This is a genomic window from Streptomyces sp. NPDC047049, assembly GCF_040643995.1.
Taxonomy (GTDB): domain Bacteria; phylum Actinomycetota; class Actinomycetes; order Streptomycetales; family Streptomycetaceae; genus Streptomyces; species Streptomyces mooreae.
Genome location: NZ_JBEYVM010000018.1, coordinates 1 through 25,741, shown reverse-complemented (window position 1 = coordinate 25,741; position 25,741 = coordinate 1). Strand labels below are relative to the sequence as shown.

Genomic DNA, 25,741 nt, shown 5'->3' with positions numbered 1-25,741 from the left:
CCCGGGCCCGTCCGCCGGCGGTGACGGCCGCGGCGACGCCGGCGGGACGGCCCGGGAGACCCCGCTCCGCGGCGGGCGGCGCGGCGCGCGACAGCCGCGTTGTCAGTGGTCCGGTGCACGATGGAGGACATGGCCAAGGCAGCGCTCGACTCCTTCTCGCCCGCGACCCGCGGCTGGTTCGCCGGGGCGTTCAGCGCGCCCACTGCCGCGCAGGAAGGGGCCTGGCGGGCGATCGGCGCGGGCTCCGATGTCCTGGTGGTGGCGCCCACGGGCTCCGGCAAGACCCTCGCCGCCTTCCTGGCGTCCCTGGACGCCCTGGCGAGCACTCCCCCGCCCGCCGAGCCGAAGAAGCGCTGCCGGGTGCTGTACGTCTCCCCGATGAAGGCGCTGGCCGTCGATGTCGAGCGCAATCTGCGCAGTCCGCTGACGGGCATCCGGCAGGAGTCGGTCCGCCTCGGGCTGCCGGAGCCCGACCTCAGGGTCGCCATCCGTTCCGGCGACACCCCGCCCGCCGAGCGCCGCGCGATCGCCCACCGCCCGCCGGACATCCTCATCACCACCCCCGAGTCGCTGTTCCTGATGCTGACGTCCTCGGCACGGGAGGCACTGGCCGGCGTCGAGACGGTGATCGTGGACGAGGTCCATGCGGTGGCCGGCACCAAGCGCGGGGCGCATCTGGCGCTGTCCCTGGAGCGGCTGGACGAACTCCTGGACCACCCGGCCCGCCGGATCGGGCTGTCCGCGACGGTGCGGCCGGTGGAGGAGGTGGCGCGCTATCTGTCGCCGCGGCGCCGGGTGGAGATCGTCCAGCCGCCGTCCGGGAAGCGTTTCGACCTGTCGGTGGTCGTCCCGGTGGAGGACATGGGCGAGCTGGGCGGCTCACCGGTCCAGGAGGACGGCACCGGCGAGAAGCCGTCCATCTGGCCACAGGTCGAGGAGAAGATCGCCGATCTCGTCCAGGCCCACCGCTCCACGATCGTCTTCGCCAACTCCCGCCGGCTGGCGGAGCGGCTGTGCAACCGCCTCAACGAGATCGCCTACGAGCGGCGGACCGGCGAGGCGCTGCCCGAGCACCACTCCCCCGCCGAGCTGATGGCCGAGGCCGGGGCGGCGAAGGGCGCCCCGGCGCTGCTGGCCCGCGCCCACCACGGCTCGGTGTCCAAGGAGCAGCGCGCCCAGGTGGAGGAGGACCTGAAGGCCGGCCGGCTGCCCGCCGTGGTCGCCACCTCCAGTCTGGAGCTGGGCATCGACATGGGCGCGGTCGATCTGGTCGTCCAGGTGGAGTCGCCGCCGTCGGTCGCCTCCGGGCTGCAGCGGGTCGGCCGGGCCGGGCACCAGGTCGGCGCGGTCTCGACGGGCGTCGTCTTCCCCAAGTACCGCGGCGATCTGGTGCAGGCCGCCGTGGTCACCGAGCGGATGCGCTCGGGGGCCATCGAGGCGCTGCGGGTGCCGGCCAATCCGCTGGACGTCCTCGCCCAGCAGCTCGTCGCCATGGCCGCGATGGACACCTGGGACGTCGAGGAGCTGCTGGCCGTCGTCCGGCGGGCGGCCCCGTTCGCCGGGCTTCCCGAGTCGGCGTTCACCGCCGTGCTGGACATGCTCGCCGGCCGCTATCCCTCCGACGCCTTCGCCGAGCTGCGGCCGCGCCTGGTGTGGGACCGCGTCGCGCAGACCGTCACGGGCCGCCCCGGCGCCCAGCGGCTGGCCGTCACCTCCGGCGGCACGATCCCCGACCGCGGCCTGTTCGGGGTGTTCCTGGCGGGCGGCGACTCCGGCAAGGGGGGTGGCGGGCGACGGGTGGGAGAGCTCGACGAGGAGATGGTCTACGAGTCCCGCGTCGGCGATGTCTTCACGCTCGGCACGACGTCCTGGCGCATCGAGGACATCACCCGCGACCGGGTACTGGTCACCCCCGCCCCCGGTGTACCGGGACGGCTGCCCTTCTGGAAGGGCGACCAGCTGGGCCGCCCGCTCGAACTCGGCCGTGCGCTCGGCGCGTTCCTCCGCGAACTCGGCGCGCTCGGGCCGGAGGACGCCCGGACCCGGCTGTCCGCCACCGGGCTGGACGACTGGGCGGCGTCCAATGTGCTGAGCTATCTCGCCGAGCAGAAACAGGCCTGCGGCCACGTCCCCGACGACCGCACGATCGTCGTGGAGCGCTTCCGTGACGAGCTCGGCGACTGGCGGGTGGTCGTCCACTCCCCCTTCGGCGCCCAGGTACACGCCCCGTGGGCGCTGGCCCTCGGCGCCCGCCTCGCCGAGCGCTACGGCATGGACGCCCAGGTGATGCATGCCGACGACGGCATCGTGCTGCGGCTGCCGGACGCCGATCTGCTGGGCCTCGACCTCCTGGACGGCGACGGCGCCTTCGATCCGGCCGCCGGTCCGGGCCCGGCCGCGCGCGGCACGGAGTACGACCCCGAGCAGTCCCCCGTGGGGGCGGCCGATGTCGCCTTCGAGCACGGCGAGGTCGACCAGATCGTCACCGACCAGGTGGGCGGCTCCGCGCTGTTCGCCTCCCGGTTCAGGGAGTGCGCCGCCCGCGCGCTGCTGCTGCCCCGGCGCAGCCCCGGCAAGCGCACCCCGCTGTGGCAGCAGCGCCAGCGCGCCGCCCAGCTCCTCCAGGTGGCGAGCGAGTTCGGGTCCTTCCCGATCGTGCTGGAGGCCGTCCGCGAGTGCCTGCAGGACGTCTTCGACGTACCGGGCCTGGCGGAGCTGATGGGGGACATCGAGGCGCGCCGGGTCCGGCTGGTGGAGGTCACCACCCCCGAGCCGTCCCCGTTCGCCCGCTCGCTGCTGTTCGGCTATGTCGCCCAGTTCCTGTACGAGGGCGACTCCCCGCTCGCCGAGCGCCGCGCCGCCGCCCTCTCCCTGGACTCCCGGCTGCTGGCCGAGCTGCTGGGCCAGGCCGAGCTGCGCGAGCTGCTGGATGCCGAGGTGCTGGCCGGGCTGGAGCGCGAGCTGCAGTGGCTCACGGACGACCGGCGGATCAAGGACGTCGAGGGCGTCGCCGACGTCCTGCGGCTGCTGGGGCCGCTGACCGACGCCGAGCTGGCCGAGCGCGGCGCCGATCCGGCCTGGCCCCGGGAGCTGGCCGCCGCCCGCCGGGCCATTACGGTGCGGATCGCCGGGGCCGAGCACTGGGCCGCCGTCGAAGACGCCGGCCGGCTCCGCGACGCCCTGGGCACCGCCCTGCCGGTCGGCGTCCCGGAGTCGTTCACGGAACCGGTCAAGGACCCGCTGGGCGATCTGCTGTCCCGCTACGCCCGCACCCACGGCCCGTTCACCTCCGAGCAGGCCGCCGCCCGCTTCGGCCTCGGCACCGCCGTCACCGACGGCGCGCTGCATCTCCTCGCCGCGGCCGGCCGGGTCGTCCAGGGGGAGTTCCACCCCGCGGGCATCGGCCAGGAGTGGTGCGACGCCCAGGTGCTGCGCAGGCTGCGCCGCCGCTCGCTCGCCGCGCTGCGCGAGGAGCTGGAACCGGTGCCGCCCGCCGCGCTCGCCGCCTTCCTCCCCCAGTGGCAGCACCTCGGCCCGCCCCGGCCGGCGCCGGTGAGCGGGGTGCCGGCACCGCTCGCCGACGCGTCGCACGGCCTGCGCGGGATCGACGGTCTGGTGCGCGCCGTCGAGCAGCTGCAGGGCGCCCCCGTGCCCGCCTCCGCCCTGGAGAAGCTGGTGCTGCCCTCCCGCGTCGGCGGTTACACCCCCGCCCTGCTGGACGAACTCACCGCCACCGGCGAGGTGGTGTGGTCCGGCGCCGGAGCGCTGCCCGGCAAGGACGGCTGGATCTGCCTCCATCTCGCCGACTCCGCCCCGCTCCTGCTCCCGCAGCCCCTCCCGCTGGAACTGACCGCGCTGCACGAGTCGTTGCTGACCGCCCTCGCCCCCGGATACGGGCTGTTCTTCCGCCAGCTCGCCGACCAGGTCCGCGCCACCACCCACCCCGAGGCCACCGACTCCCAACTGGCCGACGCCCTGTGGGACCTGGCCTGGTCGGGCCGGCTGACCAATGACACCCTGGCCCCGCTGCGCGCCCTCCTCGGCTCGGGCCGTACGGCAGGATCGACCGCGCACCGCGCCCGCCGGGCCGTCCCCCGGGGCAGATGGGGGCACCCCGGGACGGAGTTCGGGGGAGGCTCGCTGACCGCGGCCGCGGGCCGCGGCGGCCGCCGCACCGCCTCCCGCTCCGGCCCGCCGACGGTGGGCGGCCGCTGGTCACTGCTGCCCGCCCCCGAACCGGACCCCACCCACCGCGCCCACGCCCTGGCCCGTACGCTCCTGGACCGCCACGGCATCGTCACCCGCGGCGCGGTCGCCGCCGAGGGGGTCGAAGGCGGTTTCTCCGCCGCGTATCGCGTACTGGCCGCCTTCGAGGAGTCCGGCCAGGCCCGCCGCGGCTATGTCGTGGAGGGGCTGGGCGCCGCCCAGTTCGCGATGGACGGCGCGGTGGACCGGCTGCGCGCGGTCAGCACCCAGCGCGAGCGCACCGCCGATGACGCGCTGCCGGACGGCGGCCCGGCGCAGTCCCGGCGCGGCGGACCGCAGCGCGCGCTCGTACTGGCCGCCGCCGACCCGGCGAATGCCTACGGCGCCGCCCTGTCCTGGCCCGAGCCGCCCGAGGGCTCGACCCACAAGCCCGGCCGCAAGGCGGGTGCCCTCGTCGTCCTCGTCGACGGGGAGCTGACGCTCTACCTGGAGCGCGGCGGCAAGACCCTGCTCGTCTGGCCGCTCGGCCACGACCCGGCCCCGGCCACCACGGACCCCCGCCTGCGGCTCGCCGTCGAGGCGCTTACGGATGCCGCCCGCGCCGGCGCCCTGGGCACCCTCACCACCGAGCGCATCAACGGCACCTCGGCGCTCACCTCGCCCTACGCCCCCGCCCTGGAGTCCGCCGGCTTCCACCCGACCCCGAGGGGGCTGCGGCTGCGGGGGTGACGGGAAGCGGCAGCCACACTCCCGCTCCGGGAGCCCCGCCCGCGCACGCCCGCGCGGCATGATGGTGACATGCCCGAAGGTGACACCGTCTGGCGCCTGGCCCGGCGGCTCGGCGACGCGCTGGCCGGCCACCGGCTGACCCGCTGCGACCTGCGGGTCCCCCGGCTCGCGACGGTGGATCTGACCGGCCGCGAGGTGCTGGACGTGCGCTCCCGCGGCAAGCACCTCCTCACCCGCTTCGAGGGCGGCCTCACCCTGCACTCCCATCTGCGGATGGACGGCGCATGGAAGATCTACGCCCCGGCCGAGCGCTGGCACGGCGGCCCCGCTCATCAGATCAGGGCGGTCCTCGGCACCGCGGAACACACCGCCGTCGGCTACCGCCTCCCCGTCCTCGATCTGCTGCGCACCGCCGACGAGTCCCGGATCGTCGGCCACCTGGGACCCGATCTCCTCGGCCCCGACTGGGACCCGGAGCGCGCCCTCGGCCGGCTGCTCGCCGCCCCCGGGCGCCCGCTCGGCGAGGCCCTGCTCGACCAGCGCAATCTCGCCGGTATCGGCAATGTCTACAAGTGCGAGCTGTGCTTCCTGCTGCGCGCCTCCCCCTGGCTCCCCGTCGGCCGGCTGCCCCGTCCCGAGCGCCTGCCCGCCCTCGCCAAAAAGCTCCTGGAGGCCAACAAAGACCGCCCCGCCCGCACCACCACCCCCTGGGGCCACCGCCCGCCCCCCTTCGGGAGCAGCGGGCGCGGCCGCCCCGACCGCCGGCTGTGGGTCTACGGCCGGGCCGGCCGCCCCTGCCTGCGCTGCGGAACCGGGATCCGCACCGCCGGCCAGGACCCCGCCGGCCAGACCCCCGCCACCGAGGAGCGCGTCACCTACTGGTGCCCCGCCTGCCAGCCCGGCCGGCCGCCCGCCCGGCCCACGGACTGAGCCGAACCGCATCGCGCCCGCACCAATTGACGCACCGTCAGATCCCTCCCTGCCCTCGCCCCATGCCCTTCACGGCGTACGGCCTCACGGGCCGCACCGCGATCGTCACCGGCGCGGCCGGGGGCACCTCCCACGCCCTCGGGCAGTGGGGGAGGTATCGGCCGTGCCACCGCCGCCCTCCTCGCCGAGGCCGGGGCCACCGTCCACTGCGCCGATCCCGACGACCGCGGCGTCCGGGCGACCGCGGCGGCGATCACCGCGGCAGGCGGCTCGGCGCACGCCCACCGCCTCGACGTCACCCGGCGCGACGAGATCGCCGCGGTCGTCGACACCGCCCGCGGCACCACCGGCCGCCTCGACGTGATGGCGAACATCGCCGGGATCATGTACTCCTCCCCCGTCCTGGAGACCGAGGACGCGGAGCTGGACCGGGTCTGGAACACCAACTTCAAGGGCGTGCTCCACGGCTGCCAGGAGGCGGCCCGCGCCATGATCGCCACCGCCACCCCGGCTCCCTCGTGATCATGGCCTCCGGCCCGATCGACACCGGCGCGCCCGGTCTGCTCTGCTACGGCGCCGCCGAGGCAGCCGTCGTCCAGCTCACCAGGACCCTGGCCACGGAGGTGGGCAGGCACGGCATCCGCGTCAATGCCGTCGCCCCGGGGTGGGTCCGTACGGCGATGACCGAGCGGCACACCGACCGGGCGCAGCAGCAGGCGGAGGGGCCGATGATCCGGATGTCGCCCCTGGGGAGGGTGGGAGAGCCGGAGGACATCGCCCCCACCGTGCTGCACCTGGCGTCGGATGCCTCGTCGTTCATGACCGGCCAGATCCTCCGCCCGAACGGCGGCGTCGCCATGCCGTGGTGACCACCGTCCCCCACGCCGCCCGCGCCCCGCGCAACCTCCTGACCACCCGGCCCAGGGCGCGCCGTGGGCCGCCGGGCCGGTCCGCCCGCGGAACGCAGTGCACCGGCAGCAGACTGAGCCCCCAGCCGCCCAGCGCCACGACCCCCTCGACCACCCCCGCCGACTGCGGCCACACCACCAGCCGGAGCGCCGCCCACCACCACAGGACCCCGACCACGGCCCCGGATATCCAGCGCCCGGGCACGGCCCGCGGGCGCCGGCCGGCCGACGCACGGGCCGCGACATCACGCCACCCCATGGCTGCCTCCTCCGGCCGACGCTAGACGGGTCCCGCCGCCCGGCGGGAGAGCGCACCGGGGCATTTCCGGCGCGCGTCCCGCCCCACAAGCCCCGCGACGGACCTCGATGCGGCACGGCCCGGAACGGTCACCGCAGCCCCGCACGACACACCACGGCACGCCAGCCCCGAGCCGCAGCCCCACGGCAAACGCCGCAACATCCCAGCGGGCCCTCCGCGGCCCGTCAGTGCGCCTCGGCCTGGAACATCCAGTGGTGCTTCTCCAGGTCGGCGGTCAGCCCGATCAGGATGTCCTGGCTGACCGGGTCCGGGTCCGCGGTGGCGACGATCCGCTCGCGCATCCGGCCGATGACCGCGCCGAGCCCGTTCACCATCGCCCGCACCACATCGCCGTCCTTGATCCAGCCATCCGTGATCTCACTGATGCCACTGGTCTTGGCGACGGTGACGGCCCGCCCGTCGGGGGGCACCCCGATCGCGGACGCCCGCTCGGCCACCGTGTCGGCATGCTGCCGGGCACTGGTGACCACGTCGTCGAGCTGCAGGTGTACGGAGCGGAAGCGGGGCCCGACGACGTTCCAGTGCACCTGCTTCGCCACGAGGGACAGGTCCACCAGGTCGACGAGCGCTCCCTGCAGGGCGGTCCCGACCACTTTGCGGTTCTTGTCGGACAGCGTGCTCTTGACGACAGACATCCAGATACTCCTGATTCAGGCGATATATCCGATGTCGCCATCGTATAAATGAATCGCCCGTTCCGAGCTGCCCGGACAGCCCGTACGGGCCCCTCCCCGGGCGCCGCACCCGCCCCGCACGCCCGCCCGCACCCGGGCAGCACGGAGCCCCGGCGGGCTGCTGCCCACCGGGGCTCCGGTACGTACGAACAGGGGTGTCAGGCCGCGACGACATCCACGACGTCGGCCGGGGACTTGATGGTCACGCGCTCCTCCGGCACACCGGCCAGGGACGTGACGGACACCGAATTGAGCTTCGGCCGCACCGGTGCGGGCACCGGGTCGCTCGCGGCCGCGGACGCTGCCAGCTCGGCGAGTGCCAGCTCATCGCTGACCTCCCGCATGAGCTCGGACATGCGCACGTCCAGCGCGTCACAGATCGATGAGAGCAGTTCGGAGGAAGCCTCCTTCTGCCCCCTCTCCACCTCGGACAAATAGCCGAGCGATACCCGGGCGGAGGAAGAGACCTCGCGCAGGGTTCGGCCCTGGCGCTGACGCTGTCGGCGCAGCACGTCACCCAGCAGGCGACGAAGCAGAATCATCGCTGGCTCCCTCCTCGGACCTCGGATCCGGATCCTTCTCGCCCCACCGTACCGCCTCGGGCTGGAGGCGTGCGGGGTGCAAGTACGTGTTCACTCAGGGCTGCAAACATCCATTCCCCCCGTGTTGTTCCGTATCCTGTGCCCGCGTATTTTCTGTCAGTTCGCTCAACAGCATTGCGAGCACGGCATGAATGGTGTCCTGGCGGATCCGCTCCCGGTCGCCCTCCAGCGCCAGCCGCCGCACCCGCCCGGCGCCGTCCGGCCCCTGTACCGCCACGAAAACGGTGCCCACCGGATATCCGTCCTGCGGATCCGGGCCGGCCACCCCCGTCGTGGCGATGCCCCAGTCGGCACCCAGCACCCGCCGCACACCGCGCGCCATCTGCCGCGCGACCTCCCCGTCCACCGCGCCGCAGGCGGCCAGCAGGGCGGCGTCCACCCCCAGCAGCTCCCGCTTGAGGTCGGTGGCGTACGCCGTGACCGAGCCGCGGACCACCCGCGAGGCCCCGGGGACAGCGGTCAGCGCGCCCGCCACCAGGCCGCCGGTCAGCGATTCGGCCACCGCCAGGCTCTGACCGCGCCCGGCGAGCAGTTCCAGCGCCCCGGCCGCGGCAGAACCCGGCCCGCTCACCTCGCCGCGTCCCGCTCGGCCCGCTCGGCGCGCTCCCGGACCAGTCCGGCCCGGCGCAGCACCACGGCCTGCCGGATGTAGTCGAACCCGGTGACCACGGTCAGCGCGACGGCCACCGCCATCACCCACCAGCGGAAGGTCGCCAGCGGGCCGGTCAGCACCAGGACGTACATGCCCACCGCGGTGCCCTGTGCCAATGTCTTGATTTTGCCGCCGCGACTGGCCGGAATCACTCCATGCTTGATCACCCAGAACCGCATCAGGGTGATGCCGAGCTCCCGGAAGAGGATCACGCCGGTCACCCACCACGACAGATCACCCAGCACCGACAGGCAGATCAGCGCCGCACCCATGATCGCCTTGTCCGCGATCGGGTCCGCGATCTTGCCGAAGTCGGTGACCAGGTTGTACGTGCGCGCCAGATGCCCGTCGAAGACGTCAGTGATCATGGCGACGGCGAAGGCGGCCCAGGCGAACACCCGCCAGACGGGATCGGTGCCGTTGTCGTGCATCAGCAGCACCACGAAGGCCGGGACCAGCACCAGCCGCAGCATCGTCAGAAGGTTGGCGATGTTCCACAGCCCGGCCTGCCGGACGACCGGCGCCGTGCGCGGGCCACCAGCTGCGGAAGCCGGGACTCCGCTCATCTGGCCGCCTCCTCGGTACACCCCGTGCCCTCCACCGACAGCACCTCCGCGACGAGGTCCACGCCCTCGCTCGCCACCACCTTTGCTTCGACCATACGACCGGGCGCCAGCTCCTGGTCGGTCGAGAGCAGGGTGACGCCGTCGGTCTCCGGCGCCTGGTGCGCGGCCCGCCCGACGATGCCGTCCTCGTCGTCGGTCCGGTCGACCAGCACCCGCAGCGTCTCGCCGATCCGCTCCTCGGCGCGCTGCGCGGTCAGCTCCTCGGCCAGCCGCGAGACCCGCGCCAGCCGCTCGGCGACCACGTCCGGATCGACCTTGTCCTCGTACGAGGCGGCCTCGGTGCCGTCCTCGTCGGAGTAGCCGAAGACGCCGATGGCGTCGAGCCGCGCCTCGGTGAGGAAGCGCTCCAGCTCCACGAGGTCGCTCTCGCTCTCCCCGGGGAAGCCGACGATGAAGTTGGAGCGGGCACCGGCCTGCGGCGCCTTCGTACGGATCGTCTCCAGCAGCTCCAGGAAGCTGTCGGTGCCGCCGAAGCGCCGCATGGAACGCAGCACCCCGGGCGCCGAGTGCTGGAAGGACAGATCGAAGTACGGCGCCACCTTGTCGGTGCCGGTCAGCACATCGATCAGCCCCGGCCGCATCTCGGCCGGCTGCAGGTAGCTGACCCGGATCCGCTCGATGCCGTCGACCGCCGCCAGCTCCGGCAGCAGCGTCTCCAGCAGCCGGATGTCACCGAGGTCCTTGCCGTAGGAGGTGTTGTTCTCGGAGACCAGCATGATCTCCTTGACGCCCTCCCCGGCCAGCCAGCGCGTCTCACCGAGCACATCGGAGGGACGGCGCGAGATGAAGGAGCCGCGGAAGGACGGGATGGCGCAGAACGAGCAGCGCCGGTCGCAGCCGGAGGCCAGTTTCACCGAGGCCACGGGGCTGCTGCCGAGCCGGCGGCGCAGCGGCGCACGCGGCCCGGAGGCGGGGGCGATGCCCTCCGGCAGGTCCTCGGGCGGGGCCGCCGGCGGCTCGTCCTGGGCGTGGCCGGGCAGCGCGACACCGGCGGAGCCCTGCCGCTCGGCCGGGCTGATCGGCAGCAGCTTGCGGCGGTCGCGCGGGGTGTGGGCGGCGTGGATGCCACCGTTCAGGATGGTCTGCAGGCGGTCGGAGATGCTGCTGTAGTCGTCGAAGCCGAGCACACCGTCGGCCTCGGGCAGCGCCTCGGCGAGCTCCTTGCCGTAGCGCTCGGCCATGCAGCCGACGGCCACCACGGCCTGGGTTCTGCCGTGATCCTTCAGATCGTTGGCTTCCAGCAGGGCGTCGACGGAGTCCTTCTTGGCGGCCTCGACGAAACCACAGGTATTGACGACGGCGACATCGGCATCGGCGGCTTCCTCGACGAGGTCCCAGCCGTCCGCTGCCAGGCGGCCTGCGAGCTCCTCCGAGTCCACCTCGTTACGGGCGCAGCCAAGAGTGACAAGGGCGACGGTACGGCGTTCGGGCATAGGCCTCAGCCTACTTTGTCCCCGCCACCCCCTTGGCGCGCAGGTCTCCGCCGCCCGTTCCGGGAGCCCGGCGCGGGCGGCGGCCGCCCACCGGGCGCGGGCGGCGGGCACTCACCGGGAGGGCGCTCAGCCCGCCTGGGGGTCCCCCGGCGTATAGCTCAGCCGCTCCACCGTGCCCTTGTCGCCGACCTTCTTGACCTCCTTGCCGTTGACGTACAGCTGTACGGCTCCGGCGTTGCCGAGGACCAGGTCGATGCGTTCCTTGTCGGTGATGGTCTTGGACTCGCCCTTCTTGAGCAGGCCGTCCTCCAGGAGCTTGCCGTTGGCGTCCTTGGCGGAGACCCAGCTCTGGCCGTCACGGGCGGTCACCTTGATCGTGACCTTGTCCTTCGGCAGTCCGGCGACGGCGCTGTCGGAGGGGTCGGGCGTGACGGGCGGCTTGATGGTCGAGGGATGGCGGGTGGGCGCCGGCGCCGGCTTGGCGTTGGCGTCGCCGCCCGCGATCGGGCCGCTGTCGCGCTTGCCGCCGTCCGTGAAGAGCGTGAAGCCCATGAAACCGACCACCGCGACGATCGCCGCAACCATCGCCGCGGTCCAGTTGGGGCGGCGCGGCTCGGAACGGATCCGCTCGGCTTCGTAGAGCGGTGCGGCGGGGGTCGGCGCGGGCCGTCCGCCGTGCTCGGCGTCGAACTGGTCGATCAGCGGTCCGGGATCGAGACAGACCGCGCGGGCGAGCGCCCGGATGTGCCCCCGGGCGTAGACATCGCCGCCACAGCGGGAGAAGTCGTCCTGCTCGATCGCCTGCACGAGGGGGATGCGCACCCGTGTCGTCGCACTGACCTCTTCGACGGTCAGTCCCGCTCCGATACGGGCCTTCTGGAGGGCAGCGCCGACGGAAGGCCGGTCTGCTTCGGGGGAGTTGCCGATGGACACGGGGGCGCCTTTCGAGCGTGTAGCCACCTGCTGGAGGTTCAGTCTAGGGGTGGAGCGAAAGGGTCGGGCAAGCGGGAGAGCGGGGTTTTACGCCATCGGAACGCCGTCGGCGGTGCCCTGGGGCTTGATGGTGAAGCATCGTTCCCTCGTCTCCCTCAACTTGACGTATCGGCAGGCGAAACGGTTGCCTTCTTCTCTCGTATGCGGGACCCGGATGTCTGTGCTACTCGGTAGCCTCCCCCCGGATCACCGCCAGCACTCCATCCAATTCATCGGGCTTCACCAGAACGTCGCGGGCCTTGGAGCCCTCGCTCGGCCCGACGATATTGCGCGACTCCATGAGGTCCATCAGCCGGCCGGCCTTGGCAAAGCCCACCCGCAGCTTGCGCTGAAGCATCGACGTCGACCCGAACTGCGTGGAAACCACCAGCTCAGCGGCCTGGCACAGCAGATCGAGGTCATCGCCGATGTCCTCGTCGATCTCCTTCTTCTTCGCCGTGCCGACGGTGACGTCGTCGCGGAAGACCGGCGCCATCTGGTCCTTGCAGTGCTGGACCACGGCCGCGACCTCGGCCTCGGTCACGAACGCGCCCTGCATACGGACCGGCTTGTTGGCACCCATCGGCAGGAACAGCCCGTCGCCCTTGCCGATCAGCTTCTCGGCGCCCGGCTGGTCGAGGATGACCCGGCTGTCGGCGAGCGAGGAGGTGGCGAACGCGAGCCGGGAGGGCACATTGGCCTTGATCAGGCCGGTGACCACATCGACGGACGGCCGCTGGGTGGCGAGCACCAGGTGGATGCCTGCCGCGCGGGCGAGCTGGGTGATGCGGACGATCGAGTCCTCCACATCGCGCGGCGCGACCATCATCAGGTCCGCCAGCTCGTCGACGATCACCAGCAGGTACGGGTAGGGCGCCAGCTCGCGCTCGCTGCCCTCGGGGGAGCTGATCTTGCCGCTGCGCACCGCCTCGTTGAAGTCGTCGATGTGCCGGAAGCCGTACGCCGCGAGATCGTCGTAGCGCAGGTCCATCTCGCGCACCACCCACTGCAGCGCCTCGGCGGCGCGCTTGGGGTTGGTGATGATCGGCGTGATCAGGTGCGGGATGCCCTCGTACGCGGTCAGCTCGACGCGCTTGGGGTCGACCAGCACCATCCGGACGTCCTCCGGCGTGGCCCGCACCATGACCGAGGTGATCAGGCAATTGATGCAGGAGGACTTGCCGGAGCCGGTGGCACCGGCCACCAGGACGTGCGGCATCTTGGTCATGTTGGCCATGACATAGCCGCCCTCGACGTCCTTGCCGAGCGCCACCAGCATCGGATGTTCGTCGCCCGCGGCATCGGCCAGCCGCAGCACATCGCCGAGGTTGACCATCTCGCGGTCGGTATTGGGGATCTCGATGCCGACCGCGGATTTGCCGGGAATCGGGCTGATGATCCGGACGTCGGGGCTGGCCACGGCGTAGGCGATGTTCTTGGCCAGCGCGGTGATCTTCTCGACCTTGACGGCCGGGCCGAGCTCGACCTCGTAGCGGGTGACCGTCGGGCCGCGGGTGAACCCGGTGACCGCCGCGTCGACCTTGAACTCCTGGAAGACCGTGGTCAGTGCGGTCACTATGGCGTCGTTGGCGGCGCTGCGGGTCTTGCCGGGCCCGCCGCGCGCGAGCAGGTCCAGCGAGGGCAGCGAGTAGGTGATGTCTCCGGACAGCTGAAGCTGCTCGGCCCGCGCCGGCAGCTCGCCGGACGGCTCCGGCGGCGCCTTGGTGAAGTCCGGCACGGCCGGGGTGTCCTCGGCCGCGGACGGCTTCGGCTCCGCGCCGCGGGCCGGCGGCACCGTGCCGCTCTCCCCCCCGGTGTCCTCGCCGTCGTGCCCGTGGCGCTCCCCGGAGATGCTGCTGCTGAGCCCGGCGACGAGCGGGGAGGGCTGGACACCGTGCAGCACCGCACCGTCCAGCGCGGCGGCGGCCGCCGCGGCCACATCCACGGCGTCCATCGGCCGGTCCGCCGCCGGCTGTACCGAGCCCCGGCGCGGGCGGCGGCGCTGGGCCAGGGCCGCTTCCTCTATCGCCTCCGGGCCGCTCGCGGCCGGTGCGGCGGCCCCGCGGCGCGGTGTGCGGGCGGGCTGGTCGCGCCACTCCTCCGCGTAGTCCTCGGCCTCGTCGAAGTACTCCTCGGGTTCGTCCGGTTGCACCACTCCCAGCCGGACGCCGAGCGCCCGCAGCCGCTGCGGGATGGCGTTCACCGGCGTCGCGGTGACCACCAGCAGCCCGAAGACGGTCAGCAGCGCCAGCAGCGCCACGGCCAGGGTCTGTCCGACGGTGAAGATCAGCGGCTTGGACGCGGTCCACCCCAGATAGCCGCCGGCGTCCTGTATGGCGGCCAGACCGTCGTCCCGGCCCGGCGAGCCACAGGCCATGGCGACCTGTCCCAGGACACCGACGACCAGCGCGGACAGCCCGATGACGATCCTGCCGTTGGCCTCCGGCCGCTCGGGGTGCCGGATGAGGCGGATCGCGATACCGCCGAGCAGTATCGGCACGACCAGATCGAGCCGCCCGAACGCCCCGGTCACCAGCAGCTCGACGAGGTCACCGACCGGACCGCTGAGGTTCGACCACGTACCGGCCGCGATGACCAGCGCCAGGCCGAGCAGCAGCAGCGCCAGCCCGTCCTTGCGGTGCGCGGGATCGAGATTCTTCGCGCCGCGGCCCATACCGCGGAACACCGCCCCGATGGCGTGCGCCAGCCCCAGCCAGCAGGCACGGACGAGGCGGTAGACGCCGCCGGTGGGTGACGGCGCCGGCTTGGGAGCCGCCTTCTTGGCCGGAGCCCGCTTGGCCGGAGCCTTTTTGGCCGGTGCCTTCTTCGCGGCCGCGGTCTTCCTGGCCGGCGGCTTGGCAGGCGCCTTCTTCGCGGCGGTCTTCTTGGCGGCGGTCTTCTTGGCGGCGCCCGCGGTCCGTCCGGCGCGCTGCTTGGAGGGTCCCGCCGTGCTCTGGGTTCCCTTGCCGGACGTACGTGAGGCCATGGCGACGAGATTACAGGCGAACGCGGGCCTCACACGAGCGCACAGCGCTTCACCCGAACGTGTCGCGCGCCCGCCTCATGAAAGGGCGTCAGTCACCCCGCGACGCTGCCCGCTCCCGGCTCCAGGGCATCCAGAGCCCGGCGCAGACCCGTCAGTTTGCGTTCCAGATGGGCGGCCGTGGCGACCGCCGCAGCATCTGCCGTCTCGTCCAGCTGTTTGGACAGCGCCTCGGCCTGTTCCTCGACCGCGGCCAGCCGCGCGGAGAGCTCGGCGAGCAGCCCCGCCGACTCCCGCGCCTCGTCGGCGCTCGGCCGCCCGCCCTCCAGCTGCAGCCTCAGCAGGGAGGCCTGCTCACGCAGTTGGCAGTTCTTCATGTAGAGCTCGACGAACACCGAGACCTTGGCGCGCAGCACCCAGGGGTCGAACGGCTTGGAGATGTAGTCCACCGCGCCGGCCGCATAGCCGCGGAAGGTGTGGTGCGGGCCGTGGTTGATGGCCGTGAGGAAGATGATCGGGATGTCGCGGGTCCGCTCGCGCCGCTTGATGTGCGCGGCGGTCTCGAAGCCGTCCATCCCCGGCATCTGCACATCGAGCAGAATCACCGCGAAATCGTCCGTGAGCAGTGCTTTGAGCGCTTCCTCCCCGGACGATGCCCGCACCAGTGTCTGATCGAGCGCAGAGAGGATCGCCTCCAGCGCCAGCAGATTCTCCGGCCGGTCATCGACCAGGAGGATCTTGGCCTTCTGCACCATGGCCCGTCCTCCTCGCCCCGGCATGGAACCGGACGCCGCCCCAGGGGACGACTCCGTCACGCCGCCCGTCCTTGTGCCGGTCATGGTAGCTGCACCCCGCCTGTCGCCACACCCTGTCACCGCGATGTCACTGTGCACGTAGCAGAAACGCAGACAGAGACCAGAAGGTTCCCCGAATCCTGCGCTTCCACACGTCCACGGCGACACTGAGTCAACACGCGATGATCCTCTTACGCCTCCATACTGGACGTTCCCTCACTCCGCGCGCATCCATTGCTCCATGACCGACAACAGATGATCGGTATCCACCGGCTTGGTCACATAGTCGGAGGCTCCGGAATCGATGCTCTTCTCCCGGTCACCCTTCATCGCCTTCGCGGTCAGCGCGATGATGGGCATTCCGGCGAACTGCGGCATCCGGCGGATCGCCGCCGTGGTCGCATAGCCGTCCATCTCCGGCATCATGATGTCCATCAGGACCAGCACGATGTCGTCGTGCTGCTCCAGCACCTCGATGCCCTCGCGCCCGTTCTCCGCGTACAGCACCGAAAGCCCGTGCTGCTCCAGGACGCTGGTGAGCGCGAAGACATTGCGGATGTCGTCATCGACGATCAGCACCTTCTCGCCGTGGAAACCACCCTCGAAAGCGGGATCCACCAAGTCCTGGCCGTTGCCGATCCAGGGCTCCTCGGCGGGCTGCTGCGCGACCGGCTGCGGCGGCGCCTCGGGCGCCTGGGGAGCCTGCGGGGCTTGGGGAGCCTGCGGCGGCGCCGCGGACGGCTGCTGCCGTCCCGGCAGCTCGAAGCGGCGCGCAGAGCCCGAAACCGCCCGGCGGCGGCGCCGGTTGAGGCTGCCCCCGGAGTCCAGCTCGCGGCCCTGCTGCTCTTCGGCCTCCAGGCGCCCGACCTCCGTCTCCCGCGCCTCCGCGTCCATCGCGATCCCGCCGGCCACCAGCTGCGGATAGCCCTGCGGCGGCAGTCCGCCCGGGTTGTGCGGGAGGTAGAGCGTGAACGTGGAGCCGCGGTTGGGCTCGCTCGCGGCATGGATCTCGCCGCCCAGCAGCCGGGCGATCTCCCGGCTGATGGACAGCCCCAGGCCCGTGCCGCCGTACTTGCGGCTGGTCGTGCCGTCCGCCTGCTTGAACGCCTCGAAAATGACCCGCATCTTGCTCGACGCGATGCCGATGCCGGTGTCGGTCACCGAGAAGGCGATCATGTCCGCATCCGGGTCACGCAGCGAACCGTGCTCCAGCAGCTGCTCGCGGATGGCCACCGGGACATCCGCCCCGGCCGGCCGGATCACCAGCTCGACGGCGCCGCTGTCGGTGAACTTCACCGCGTTGGACAGCAGATTGCGCAGCACCTGCAGCAGCCGCTGCTCGTCGGTGTGCAGGGTGGCCGGCAGCTCCGGGGAGACCCGTACGGAGAAGTCGAGACCCTTCTCCGCGGTCAGCGGCCGGAACGTGGCCTCCACGTAGTCCACGAGCTGGACCAGCGCGATCCGGGTCGGGCTGACGTCCATCTTTCCGGCCTCGACCTTGGACAGGTCCAGGATGTCGTTGATCAGCTGCAGCAGGTCGCTGCCGGCGCCATGGATGGTTTCGGCGAATTCGACCTGCTTCGGGGAGAGGTTCCCCTCGGCGTTGTCGGCCAGCAACTTGGCCAGAATCAGCAGAGAGTTCAGCGGCGTCCGCAGCTCGTGCGACATGTTCGCCAGGAACTCCGACTTGTAGCGCATCGAGACCGCAAGCTGCTCGGCGCGCTCCTCCAGGACCTGCCGCGCCTCCTCGATCTCGGTGTTCTTCACCTCGATGTCGCGGTTCTGCGCGCGCAGCTGCTCGGCCTTCTCCTCCAGCTCGGAGTTGGACAGCTCCAGCGCCTTCTGCCGGCTCTCCAGCTCGCCCGAGCGCTCCTTGAGCTGCTCGGTCAGCTCCTGCGACTGCTTGAGCAGCACCTCGGTCTTGGTGTTCACCGAGATGGTGTTGACGCTGGTCGCGATCATCTCGGCGATCTGGCTGAGGAAGTCTTTCTGGATCTGGGTGAACGGCTGGAAGGACGCCAGCTCGATCACGCCGAGCACCTTGTCCTCGAAGAGCACCGGCAGCACGATCACATTCGCCGGCGGCGCCTCGCCCAGCCCGGAGGCGATCTTGAGATAGCCGGACGGGACGTTCTCCACCAGGATGGTGCGCCCCTCCTCCGCGGCCGTGCCGATCAGCGTCTCACCCGGCCGGAAGGTCGTCGGCATCCCGCCCATGGCATAGCCGTACGAGCCCATCAGCCGCAGCTCGTACGCGCCCGCCTCGCCGCCGTCCGCGCCGATCTCCTGGCTGTCGGGCTGCGCGGCGAGGAAGAACGCGCCGTGCTGGGCGGAGACCGCGGGCGAGAGCTCGCTCATGATGAGCGTCGCGACGTCCTTGAGGTCGCGACGGCCCTGCATCAGACCGGAGATCCGGGCCAGGTTGCCCTTGAGCCAGTCCTGTTCCTCGTTGGCGAGGGTGGTCTCGCGGAGCGTGGAGATCATCGTGTTGACGTTGTCCTGGAGCTCCAGGATCTCGCCGGCCGCGTCCACGTCGATGCGGACGTTGTGATCGCCGAGGGTGACCGCCGCGGCGACCGCGGCGATGGCCCGCACCTGACGGGTCAGGTTCCCGGCCATCTCGTTCACCGACTCGGTCAGGTCCCGCCAGGTGCCGGCCACGCCCCGCACCTGCGCCTGACCGCCCAGCTGGCCTTCCGTACCCACCTCACGGGCCACTCTGGTGACCTGCTCGGCGAAGGACGACAGCTGGTCGACCATCGTGTTGATGGTGGTCTTCAGCGCCAGGATCTCGCCGCGCGCATCAATGTCGATCTTCTTGGTCAGATCGCCCTTGGCGATGGCGGTGGTGACCATGGCGATGTTGCGGACCTGGCCGGTCAGGTTGTTGGCCATCGAGTTCACGGACTCGGTGAGGTCCTTCCACGTACCGGCGACGCCGGGGACGCGGGCCTGACCGCCCAGGATGCCGTCGGTGCCCACCTCACGGGCCACCCGGGTGACCTCGTCGGCGAACGACGACAGCGTGGTGACCATCGTGTTGACCGTGTCGGCGAGCTGCGCGACCTCGCCGCGCGCCTCGACCGTGACCTTCTTGGTGAGGTCTCCGTTGGCGACCGCCGCCGAGACCTGGGAGATGTTGCGCACCTGGATGGTCAGGTTGTTGGCCATCAGGTTCACGTTGTCGCTGAGGTCCAGCCAGATACCGGTCGCGCCCGGCACCCGTGCCTGGCCGCCCAACTGGCCCTCGGTGCCCACCTCACGGGCCACCCGGGTCACCTGCTCGGCGAACGACGACAGCTGGTCGACCATCGTGTTGACGGTCGTGACCAGTTCCAGGATCTCGCCCTTGGCGTCGACGGTGATCTTCTTGGACAGATCACCGCGGGCCACCGCGGTCGTCACCTCGGCGATGTTGCGCACCTGCGAGGTCAGGTTGTTCGCCATGAAGTTGACGGACTGGGTGAGGTCCTTCCACGTACCGCTGACGCCCTGCACCTCGGCCTGGCCGCCCAGGATGCCCTCGGTGCCCACCTCGCGGGCGACCCGGGTGACCTGCTCCGCGAACGAGGAGAGCTGGTCGACCATGGTGTTCAGGGTGTTCTTCAGCTCCAGGATCTCGCCCCGGGCATCCACGTCGATCTTCTGCGACAGGTCACCGCGGGCGACCGCCGTGGCGACCTGGGCGATGTTGCGGACCTGGGCCGTCAGGTTGCCGGCCATGCCGTTCACCGAGTCGGTCAGATCGCGCCAGACGCCCGCGACGCCCGGCACCTGCGCCTGGCCGCCCAGCCTGCCGTCCGTACCGACCTCCCGGGCGACCCGGGTGACCTGCTCGGCGAAGGCGGAGAGCTGGTCGACCATCGTGTTGATGGTGTTCTTCAGCTCCAGGATCTCGCCGCGCGCGTCCACGTCGATCTTCTGCGACAGATCGCCACGCGCGACCGCCGTCGTCACCTGCGCGATCTGCCGCACCTGAGAAGTCAGGTTCCCCGCCATGAAGTTGACGGAGTCGGTCAGCTCCTTCCAGGTGCCGCTGACGCCGTCCACCCGGGCCTGGCCGCCCAGCCGGCCCTCCGTGCCCACGTCCCTGGCCATCCGGGTGACCTGGTCGGCGAACGACGAGAGCTGATCCACCATGGTGTTCACGGTGTTCTTCAGCTGCAGCATCTCGCCGGAGACGTCGACGGTGACCTTCTGCGACAGATCACCGTTGGCCACCGCGGTCGTCACCTGGGCGATGTTGCGCACCTGCCCGGTCAGGTTGCGGAAGGCGGTGTTCACGGAGTCCGTGAGGTCCTTCCACGTCCCGGCCGCCCCGGGCACCGCGGCCTGGCCGCCCAGCTCACCCTCGACACCGATCTCCCGCGCAACGCGCGTCACTTCGGCGCCGAACGACGACAGCTGGCCCACCATCGTGTTGACGGTGTTCTTCAACTCCAGCATTTCACCGGCCACATCGACGGTGACCGTCTGCGACAGATCACCGTTGGCGACCGCCGTCGTCACCTGCGCGATGTCCCGCACCTGCGCCGTCAGGTTGCGGAAGGCGGTGTTCACCGAGTCGGTGAGGTCCTTCCACGTCCCGGCCGCGCCCGGCACCTGCGCCTGACCGCCCAGCTGCCCCTCGGCACCGACCTCGTTCGCCACCCGCGTCACTTCGTCCGCGAAGGTCCGCAGCGTCTCGGTCATGGTGTTGATCGTGTCGGCCAGCTGCGCGACCTCGCCGCGTGCACTGACCGTGACCTTCTGCGACAGATCGCCATTGGCGACGGCAGTGGTGACCTGCGCGATCCCGCGCACCTGAGCGGTGAGGTTGCCGGCCATGAGATTGACCGAGTCGGTGAGGTCCTTCCACACCCCGGCCACGCCGGGGACCTGCGCCTGACCACCGAGCTCGCCCTCGGTGCCCACCTCACGGGCGACCCGCGTCACCTCGGAGGCGAACGAGGAGAGCTGGTCGACCATCGTGTTGACGGTGTTCTTCAGCTCCAGCATCTCGCCGGAGACATGGACGGTCACCTTGCGCGACAGATCACCCTTGGCCACCGCCGTGGTGACGAGAGCAATGTCACGGACCTGCGCCGTCAGCCGGGACGCCATGGTGTTGACGGATTCCGTCAGGTCCTTCCACGAACCCGACATTCCGCGCACCCGCGCCTGGCCGCCGAGCTTGCCCTCCGTACCGACCTCACTGGCCACTCTGGTGACCTCGTCGGTGAACGCGGAGAGCTGGTCCACCAGCCCGTTGACGGTCCGGCCGACCTTCAGGAATTCACCCCGCAGAGGGTGCTCCGAAGAGCTGTCCGAACTGCGCGACCGCAGATCCATCCGCTGTTCCAGGTCGCCCTCGGACACCGCTGACAGCACCCGTCCCACCTCGGAGACGGGCCGTACGAGGTCGTCGACCAGGGCATTCGAGGCGTCGATCGCCGCGGCCCAGGAGCCCTCGGCGGCGCCGGCCTCCAGCCGCTCCGTGAGTTTTCCCTCACGGCCGACGACCCGGCGCACCCGCGTCAGCTCGCCCGTCAGATGCAGATTGCGATCCGCGACCTCGTTGAAAACCGCCGCGATCTCCGACATGACGCCGTCGCCGGAAACCGTGAGCCGCTTGCGGAAGTTCCCGTCCCGCATCGCGACCAACGCGACCAACAGCCGATTCAGCGCAGCCGTATCCACCTCGGTCGTCCCGTTGTTCCGGGATCGTCCGCCTTTCGCGCGCGTGCTTGCGCCCCGCGCCGCTGCGCCAGACTCCACCGTGTCCCTCCCGCAAGGGTCGACCGTTCTACCCGGGCTTTCTCTTGATACGTGCCCAGTGTTTCACCATGGCCCAACCAGGCCATAACAGTTCGGCAGCATCGCACACCGTCCCGGGGCACGATTGGGGCGGAAACACACGTGACCGGCATCCTCGGGTGCGGCGAAGGTAAGTAACCTGGCATACGGCTGTCCACCGTCCGGCCATCGAGCACGGGCAGTGGTGGACGCACCACAGGTTTATTCGGAGGGCGCCGCAAGTATGGGGGAGCAGATCACCGACACACGCATGAGGAGACCAGTGATCACCGCGCGGGCCGCCGCAACCTTCGAGCCGGTCGGGCGCTCGGTCGCCACTGCCCGTGCATTCGTCCGCGACACCCTCCAGGGCTGGGGCTGCGCCGACATCGTCGACGACGCCGTGGTGCTGACCAGCGAGCTGGTCACCAACGCCGTGGTGCACGCCGGCACCGCCGCCGATGTGCTGTGCCTGCGCAACGACGACGGCGTACGGATTTCCGTCGCCGACCGCTACCCCGAGCGCGAGATCCCGCTCCAGAACGCCGGCCAGATCGTCGTCCACCCGGACCGCGAGGGCGGCCGCGGCCTGCTGCTGTGCGGCGCGCTCGCCACCCGTTGGGGCGTCGAGTACACCGCCGCACAAAAGCACGTATGGTTCCAGCTCGACCTCCCCCAGCGCCCGGCCGGCACCCGTTCCGCCGGCCCCGCCCTCCCGGTGGCCGCCCTCCCGGTCGCCGAGACCCGCGTCCGGGTCGCGGTGATCCAGATCGACCGCGGCGGCTGCATCAGCTTCTGGAACGAGGACGCCCAGGACCTCTTCGCCTACGACCCCGAGCAGGTCATCGGCAAGCCGCTCACCGACTTCGCCGCCTGGCCGCACACCCCGGGAACCGGCACGGGCATCGTCGAGGCCCTGCAGCTCTCCCGCTGGGAGGGCTCCTACGGCATCCGGGGCTCGGACGGCCGGGTCGTCCCCGTCTACGCCTCCCACCTGCGCGTCCGCGACGCCGACGGCGAGGCCTCCACGGTCTGCCTCCTGGTACGCGACCACGAGCGCGCCATCCTGCAGAGCCCCCAGCGCACCCCCGCCCCGGACGCCGCCTCCCAGGCCGGCCCTTCGGAGGGACGCCTCGCCGACCCGTTCGAGGTCTTCATCGGCTCACCGGCCCCCGACGACCTCGACGGCCTGCTCCAGCGCACCGTCGAGCGGGCCCGCGACATGCTCGACGGCGACGCCGCCTACCTCCTCCTGGCCACCGACGACGAGACCGAACTCGAGGTCCGCGCCTCCACGGGCCTGCCCTCCGCCCGCCAGCGGTTCGCCCGCGTCCCCGTCGAGGCCGGCTCCGGACGCTACGGCTCCGCCCGGATGCCCGCCGTCCACGAAGACCTCACCGCGGTCCCCGGCGCCGTCCCCCTCCTCAGCGGTACGGGCATGCGCTCGGTCGTCACCGTCCCGCTCAAGGTCGAGGGCCGGCTGACCGGCTCGCTCGGCGTCGCCGCGGAGGGTGCCGGCCGCTACACGAACGAGGAGGCGCTGCGCCTCCAGTTCGCCGCCGACCGCATCGCCCTCGCCGTCGAACGCGCCCGCCTCACCGAGCTGGAAAAACTCCGCCGCGGCTCCCTCTCCTTCCTCGTCGAGGCCTCCGACCTGCTGGCCGGCACCCTCGACCGGGACCAGACCCTGGCCCTGATGGCGCAGATGACGGTCCCCACCCTCGCCACGTGGTGCGCCGTCTACACCGTCGCCGACCAGACGTCCGAGCCCGAGCTGTCCTATGTGCTGCACGAGGACGAGGACCGGATCGACGGCCTCAAGACGCTGCTGATGAAGGTCGACCCGCCCGAGCCGGTCCCCACCCCCGGTGCCCGTGTCTGGACCGCCCCCGGCGACGCCGCGCACGACGCCGCCCTGCGCACCTCCATGCGCAGCCTGGGCCTGGGCAACGCCGCCCGGCCCTCCACCGGCCCCGGCGCCACCCTCGCCACCGCCTCCGCGGTGGGCGGCGAGACCGTCGTCCTCCCCCTCGTCGCGCGCAACCGCGTCATCGGCATGCTGACCCTGGGCAAGCCCACCGAGGAGCACTTCCGCCAGGAAATCCTCGAACTCGCCGAAGACCTCTCCCGGCGGGCCGCGCTCGCCCTGGACAACGCGCGTCTCTACTCCGAGCGCACGGCCATCAGCCAGTCCCTGCAGCGCAGCCTGCTGCCCCCTGAGCAGCCCGCGATCCCCGGCGTGGAGGTCGAGGTCATCTACCGGGCGGCCGGCGAGGGCAACGAGGTCGGCGGCGACTTCTACGACATCTTCCCGATCCGCGACGGCGCCTACGGCTTCGCCATCGGTGACGTCTGCGGTACGGGCCCCGAAGCGGCCGCCGTCACGGGCCTGGCCCGGCACGCGCTGCGCCTGCTCGCCCGCGAGGGCTTCGGCGGCCCCGCCGTCCTGGAACGCCTCAACGCCGCCATCCTCGACGAGGGCGCCCGCAGCCGCTTCCTGACGCTCCTTTACGGCGAACTCTGGCCCCAGGCCGACGGCAGCGCCGTCCTCAAGGTCGTCTGCGCCGGCCACCCCCTGCCGCTGCGTCTCCGCCAGGACGGCACCGTCGAGCCGGCCGCCGAACCCCAGCCGCTCCTCGGCGTCATGGACGATCTGGAGCTCTACGAACAGAACGTCAGCCTCGACCCCGGCGATGTCCTGCTGTGCGTCACCGACGGCGTCACCGAGCGCCGCGAGGGCACCCGCATGCTCGGCGACGACGGCCTCACCGACCTCCTGACCACCTGTACGGGACTGACGGCAGGCGCCGTCGCCGCCCGCGTGCTGCGCGCCGTGGAGCGCTTCGCCGCCGAACCCGCCTCCGACGACATGGCCATCCTCGCCATGCGCATCCCCGAGGCCCCGGCGGACTGACCCCCGGGGAGCGGCCGAGGCCCCTCACTCACGGCCCCCGGCCGCTCCCCCGCCTCCAACCGCCGCCCACGACACGGCTCATAACTCCCCTGTGCGGGCTGATACGACATCACCGAGCCGTCAACGATCCGACAATGGACCGGCATACGACAAAGGCCCCCGCCGAATGGCGGGGGCCTTTCTCCTCTGGAGCCCCAATACGGAATCGAACCGTAGACCTTCTCCTTACCATGGAGACGCTCTGCCGACTGAGCTATTGGGGCGCGGCAACGGGATAGATATTACCCCAACTCCGCGCCGTCTTCTAATCGTCGACCGCCCGGTCCACCGATATCCGACTAAAAGGCCGGCTGCAGCAGCCCGCCGAGCGCATTGCACGCACCGACCATCTTGTGGAGCTCCCGCCGCGACATCCCCGCGTGCACGGGCAACGCCAGCGTCTCGTCCACCGCCCGCTCGGTCTCCGGCAGAAAGACATCCCGCCGCAGCCCCGGCATCCGGTACACCGGCGCCAGCACGGGCACCTTGCACGCCACGCCCTTGGCCCGCAGCGCCCGCGCGAACGCGTCCCGGTCCGGCCGCCCGTTGCCGGGCACCCGCACCACATACTGCTCGTAGGTGTGCCCCGCCGCCGACGTGGGCGTCCGGACCCCACTGAGCCTGCCGTCCAGGTACGACGCGTGGGCCCGCCGCAGTTCGGCGCCCTCCGGGTCGGCCCCGGGCTCGTTCTCCACGAGCACCAACAGACCGCGTCGCTGACCCACTTCACGGATCCACCCGGTGTCCGCCTGCCGACCGAACCGGTGAATCGCCACGACCGCGGCCGTCTGGCTGGTCACCACATCCGACACCGCGGCCGGGTCCAGGCAGTAACTGTCGCCGTCCACATCGGCGAACACCGGCACCGCGCCCAACTCCAGCACGGCCCGGGCCACCTCGGCGTTGCCGTACGCCGGCACCACGACCTCATCCCCAGCACTGACACCGGCCGACTTGAGCGCTCCTACTGTCCGCATGAAACGGATCCTGCTCAGGTCAGATGAACGTCGAGTTACGCCCACCACCCGAAAATCAGAACAAAAAAGCTCCGGTCCCTGAACCACGAGGGTTCAGGGACCGGAGCTGAAGAATTGTTCGGCGGCGTCCTACTCTCCCACAGGGTCCCCCCTGCAGTACCATCGGCGCTGAAAGGCTTAGCTTCCGGGTTCGGAATGTAACCGGGCG

At 71.6% G+C, this 25,741-nt stretch carries 14 protein-coding genes, 1 tRNA gene, 1 rRNA gene and 1 pseudogene; 4 read left to right on the top strand and 13 right to left on the bottom strand.

All coding sequences use genetic code 11. From position 1 onward, the window contains the following. The first annotated feature begins 129 nt into the window (after positions 1-129). From ABZ851_RS29265 to ABZ851_RS29255, 3 genes and pseudogenes are all read left to right on the top strand, one after another. Complete coding sequence (locus ABZ851_RS29265; RefSeq protein ID WP_361133665.1) at positions 130-4,935, top strand: DEAD/DEAH box helicase; 4,806 nt, start codon at positions 130-132, stop codon at positions 4,933-4,935. Between the two features lie 69 nt (positions 4,936-5,004). Beyond that, the gene (locus tag ABZ851_RS29260; protein ID WP_361133662.1) at positions 5,005-5,865 is read left to right on the top strand and encodes a DNA-formamidopyrimidine glycosylase family protein; all 861 of its coding nucleotides are present in this window, start codon (positions 5,005-5,007) and stop codon (positions 5,863-5,865) included. Between the two features lie 62 nt (positions 5,866-5,927). After that, positions 5,928-6,734: pseudogene (locus ABZ851_RS29255) on the top strand (SDR family oxidoreductase). On the opposite strand, the gene ABZ851_RS29250 reads toward ABZ851_RS29255, so the two are convergent. The 10 genes from ABZ851_RS29250 to ABZ851_RS29205 form a co-directional block, all read right to left on the bottom strand. Further along, the gene (locus tag ABZ851_RS29250; RefSeq protein ID WP_361133658.1) at positions 6,682-7,032 is read right to left on the bottom strand and encodes a hypothetical protein; all 351 of its coding nucleotides are present in this window, start codon (positions 7,030-7,032) and stop codon (positions 6,682-6,684) included. The pseudogene ABZ851_RS29255 and the gene ABZ851_RS29250 overlap by 53 nt on opposite strands. A gap of 224 nt (positions 7,033-7,256) precedes the next feature. Next, positions 7,257-7,727 (bottom strand): DNA starvation/stationary phase protection protein, encoded by a 471-nt coding sequence (locus ABZ851_RS29245; protein WP_088800372.1) that lies wholly within the window; start codon positions 7,725-7,727, stop codon positions 7,257-7,259. 197 nt (positions 7,728-7,924) lie between these two features. After that, the gene (locus ABZ851_RS29240; protein WP_086720541.1) at positions 7,925-8,308 is read right to left on the bottom strand and encodes a helix-turn-helix transcriptional regulator; all 384 of its coding nucleotides are present in this window, start codon (positions 8,306-8,308) and stop codon (positions 7,925-7,927) included. Positions 8,309-8,402: 94 nt separating this feature from the next. Next, entirely contained in the window at positions 8,403-8,939 is a 537-nt protein-coding gene (locus ABZ851_RS29235; RefSeq protein ID WP_361133654.1) for a CinA family protein, read from the bottom strand. Beyond that, the gene (gene pgsA / locus ABZ851_RS29230) at positions 8,936-9,586 is read right to left on the bottom strand and encodes a CDP-diacylglycerol--glycerol-3-phosphate 3-phosphatidyltransferase (RefSeq protein WP_336052924.1); all 651 of its coding nucleotides are present in this window, start codon (positions 9,584-9,586) and stop codon (positions 8,936-8,938) included. Before pgsA ends, ABZ851_RS29235 begins: the two co-directional genes overlap by 4 nt. After that, complete coding sequence (gene rimO / locus ABZ851_RS29225; RefSeq protein ID WP_336052926.1) at positions 9,583-11,079, bottom strand: 30S ribosomal protein S12 methylthiotransferase RimO; 1,497 nt, start codon at positions 11,077-11,079, stop codon at positions 9,583-9,585. Before rimO ends, pgsA begins: the two co-directional genes overlap by 4 nt. Positions 11,080-11,205: 126 nt before the next feature. Next, positions 11,206-12,012 (bottom strand): helix-turn-helix domain-containing protein, encoded by an 807-nt coding sequence (locus tag ABZ851_RS29220; protein WP_361133650.1) that lies wholly within the window; start codon positions 12,010-12,012, stop codon positions 11,206-11,208. A gap of 223 nt (positions 12,013-12,235) precedes the next feature. Then, the gene (locus ABZ851_RS29215) at positions 12,236-15,037 is read right to left on the bottom strand and encodes a DNA translocase FtsK (RefSeq protein WP_361133647.1); all 2,802 of its coding nucleotides are present in this window, start codon (positions 15,035-15,037) and stop codon (positions 12,236-12,238) included. A 92-nt stretch (positions 15,038-15,129) separates the two neighbouring features. Continuing rightward, positions 15,130-15,789 (bottom strand): response regulator, encoded by a 660-nt coding sequence (locus tag ABZ851_RS29210; protein ID WP_129293893.1) that lies wholly within the window; start codon positions 15,787-15,789, stop codon positions 15,130-15,132. A 255-nt stretch (positions 15,790-16,044) separates the two neighbouring features. After that, the gene (locus tag ABZ851_RS29205) at positions 16,045-21,585 is read right to left on the bottom strand and encodes a HAMP domain-containing protein (protein ID WP_361133644.1); all 5,541 of its coding nucleotides are present in this window, start codon (positions 21,583-21,585) and stop codon (positions 16,045-16,047) included. A gap of 289 nt (positions 21,586-21,874) precedes the next feature. On the opposite strand from ABZ851_RS29205, the gene ABZ851_RS29200 reads away from it, so the two are divergent. Beyond that, a complete protein-coding gene (locus tag ABZ851_RS29200) occupies positions 21,875-24,517 on the top strand; it encodes a SpoIIE family protein phosphatase (RefSeq protein WP_361133640.1) in 2,643 nt (880 codons plus the stop codon). A 187-nt stretch (positions 24,518-24,704) separates the two neighbouring features. Here the strand turns inward: ABZ851_RS29200 and ABZ851_RS29195 are convergent. The 3 genes from ABZ851_RS29195 to rrf form a co-directional block, all read right to left on the bottom strand. Then, positions 24,705-24,780, bottom strand: a tRNA-Thr gene (locus tag ABZ851_RS29195). A 75-nt stretch (positions 24,781-24,855) separates the two neighbouring features. Continuing rightward, positions 24,856-25,533 carry a DegT/DnrJ/EryC1/StrS family aminotransferase gene (locus tag ABZ851_RS29190; protein ID WP_361133637.1) on the bottom strand — a complete coding sequence of 226 codons (678 nt, stop codon included), beginning with the start codon at positions 25,531-25,533 and terminating at the stop codon, positions 24,856-24,858. A 116-nt stretch (positions 25,534-25,649) separates the two neighbouring features. Beyond that, a 5S ribosomal RNA gene (gene rrf / locus ABZ851_RS29185) occupies positions 25,650-25,741 on the bottom strand; the annotation flags it as partial.

What these genes read in the sequence shown, in the direction of transcription:
- ABZ851_RS29265 (WP_361133665.1), top strand. Translation starts at nt 130, where the DNA reads ATGGCCAAGGCAGCGCTCGACTCCTTCTCGCCCGCGACCCGCGGCTGG.
- ABZ851_RS29260 (WP_361133662.1), top strand. Translation starts at nt 5,005, where the DNA reads ATGCCCGAAGGTGACACCGTCTGGCGCCTGGCCCGGCGGCTCGGCGAC.
- ABZ851_RS29250 (WP_361133658.1), bottom strand. Translation starts at nt 7,032, where the DNA reads ATGGGGTGGCGTGATGTCGCGGCCCGTGCGTCGGCCGGCCGGCGCCCG.
- ABZ851_RS29245 (WP_088800372.1), bottom strand. Translation starts at nt 7,727, where the DNA reads ATGTCTGTCGTCAAGAGCACGCTGTCCGACAAGAACCGCAAAGTGGTC.
- ABZ851_RS29240 (WP_086720541.1), bottom strand. Translation starts at nt 8,308, where the DNA reads ATGATTCTGCTTCGTCGCCTGCTGGGTGACGTGCTGCGCCGACAGCGT.
- pgsA (WP_336052924.1), bottom strand. Translation starts at nt 9,586, where the DNA reads ATGAGCGGAGTCCCGGCTTCCGCAGCTGGTGGCCCGCGCACGGCGCCG.
- rimO (WP_336052926.1), bottom strand. Translation starts at nt 11,079, where the DNA reads ATGCCCGAACGCCGTACCGTCGCCCTTGTCACTCTTGGCTGCGCCCGT.
- ABZ851_RS29215 (WP_361133647.1), bottom strand. Translation starts at nt 15,037, where the DNA reads ATGGCCTCACGTACGTCCGGCAAGGGAACCCAGAGCACGGCGGGACCC.
- ABZ851_RS29210 (WP_129293893.1), bottom strand. Translation starts at nt 15,789, where the DNA reads ATGGTGCAGAAGGCCAAGATCCTCCTGGTCGATGACCGGCCGGAGAAT.
- ABZ851_RS29200 (WP_361133640.1), top strand. Translation starts at nt 21,875, where the DNA reads ATGAGGAGACCAGTGATCACCGCGCGGGCCGCCGCAACCTTCGAGCCG.
- ABZ851_RS29190 (WP_361133637.1), bottom strand. Translation starts at nt 25,533, where the DNA reads ATGCGGACAGTAGGAGCGCTCAAGTCGGCCGGTGTCAGTGCTGGGGAT.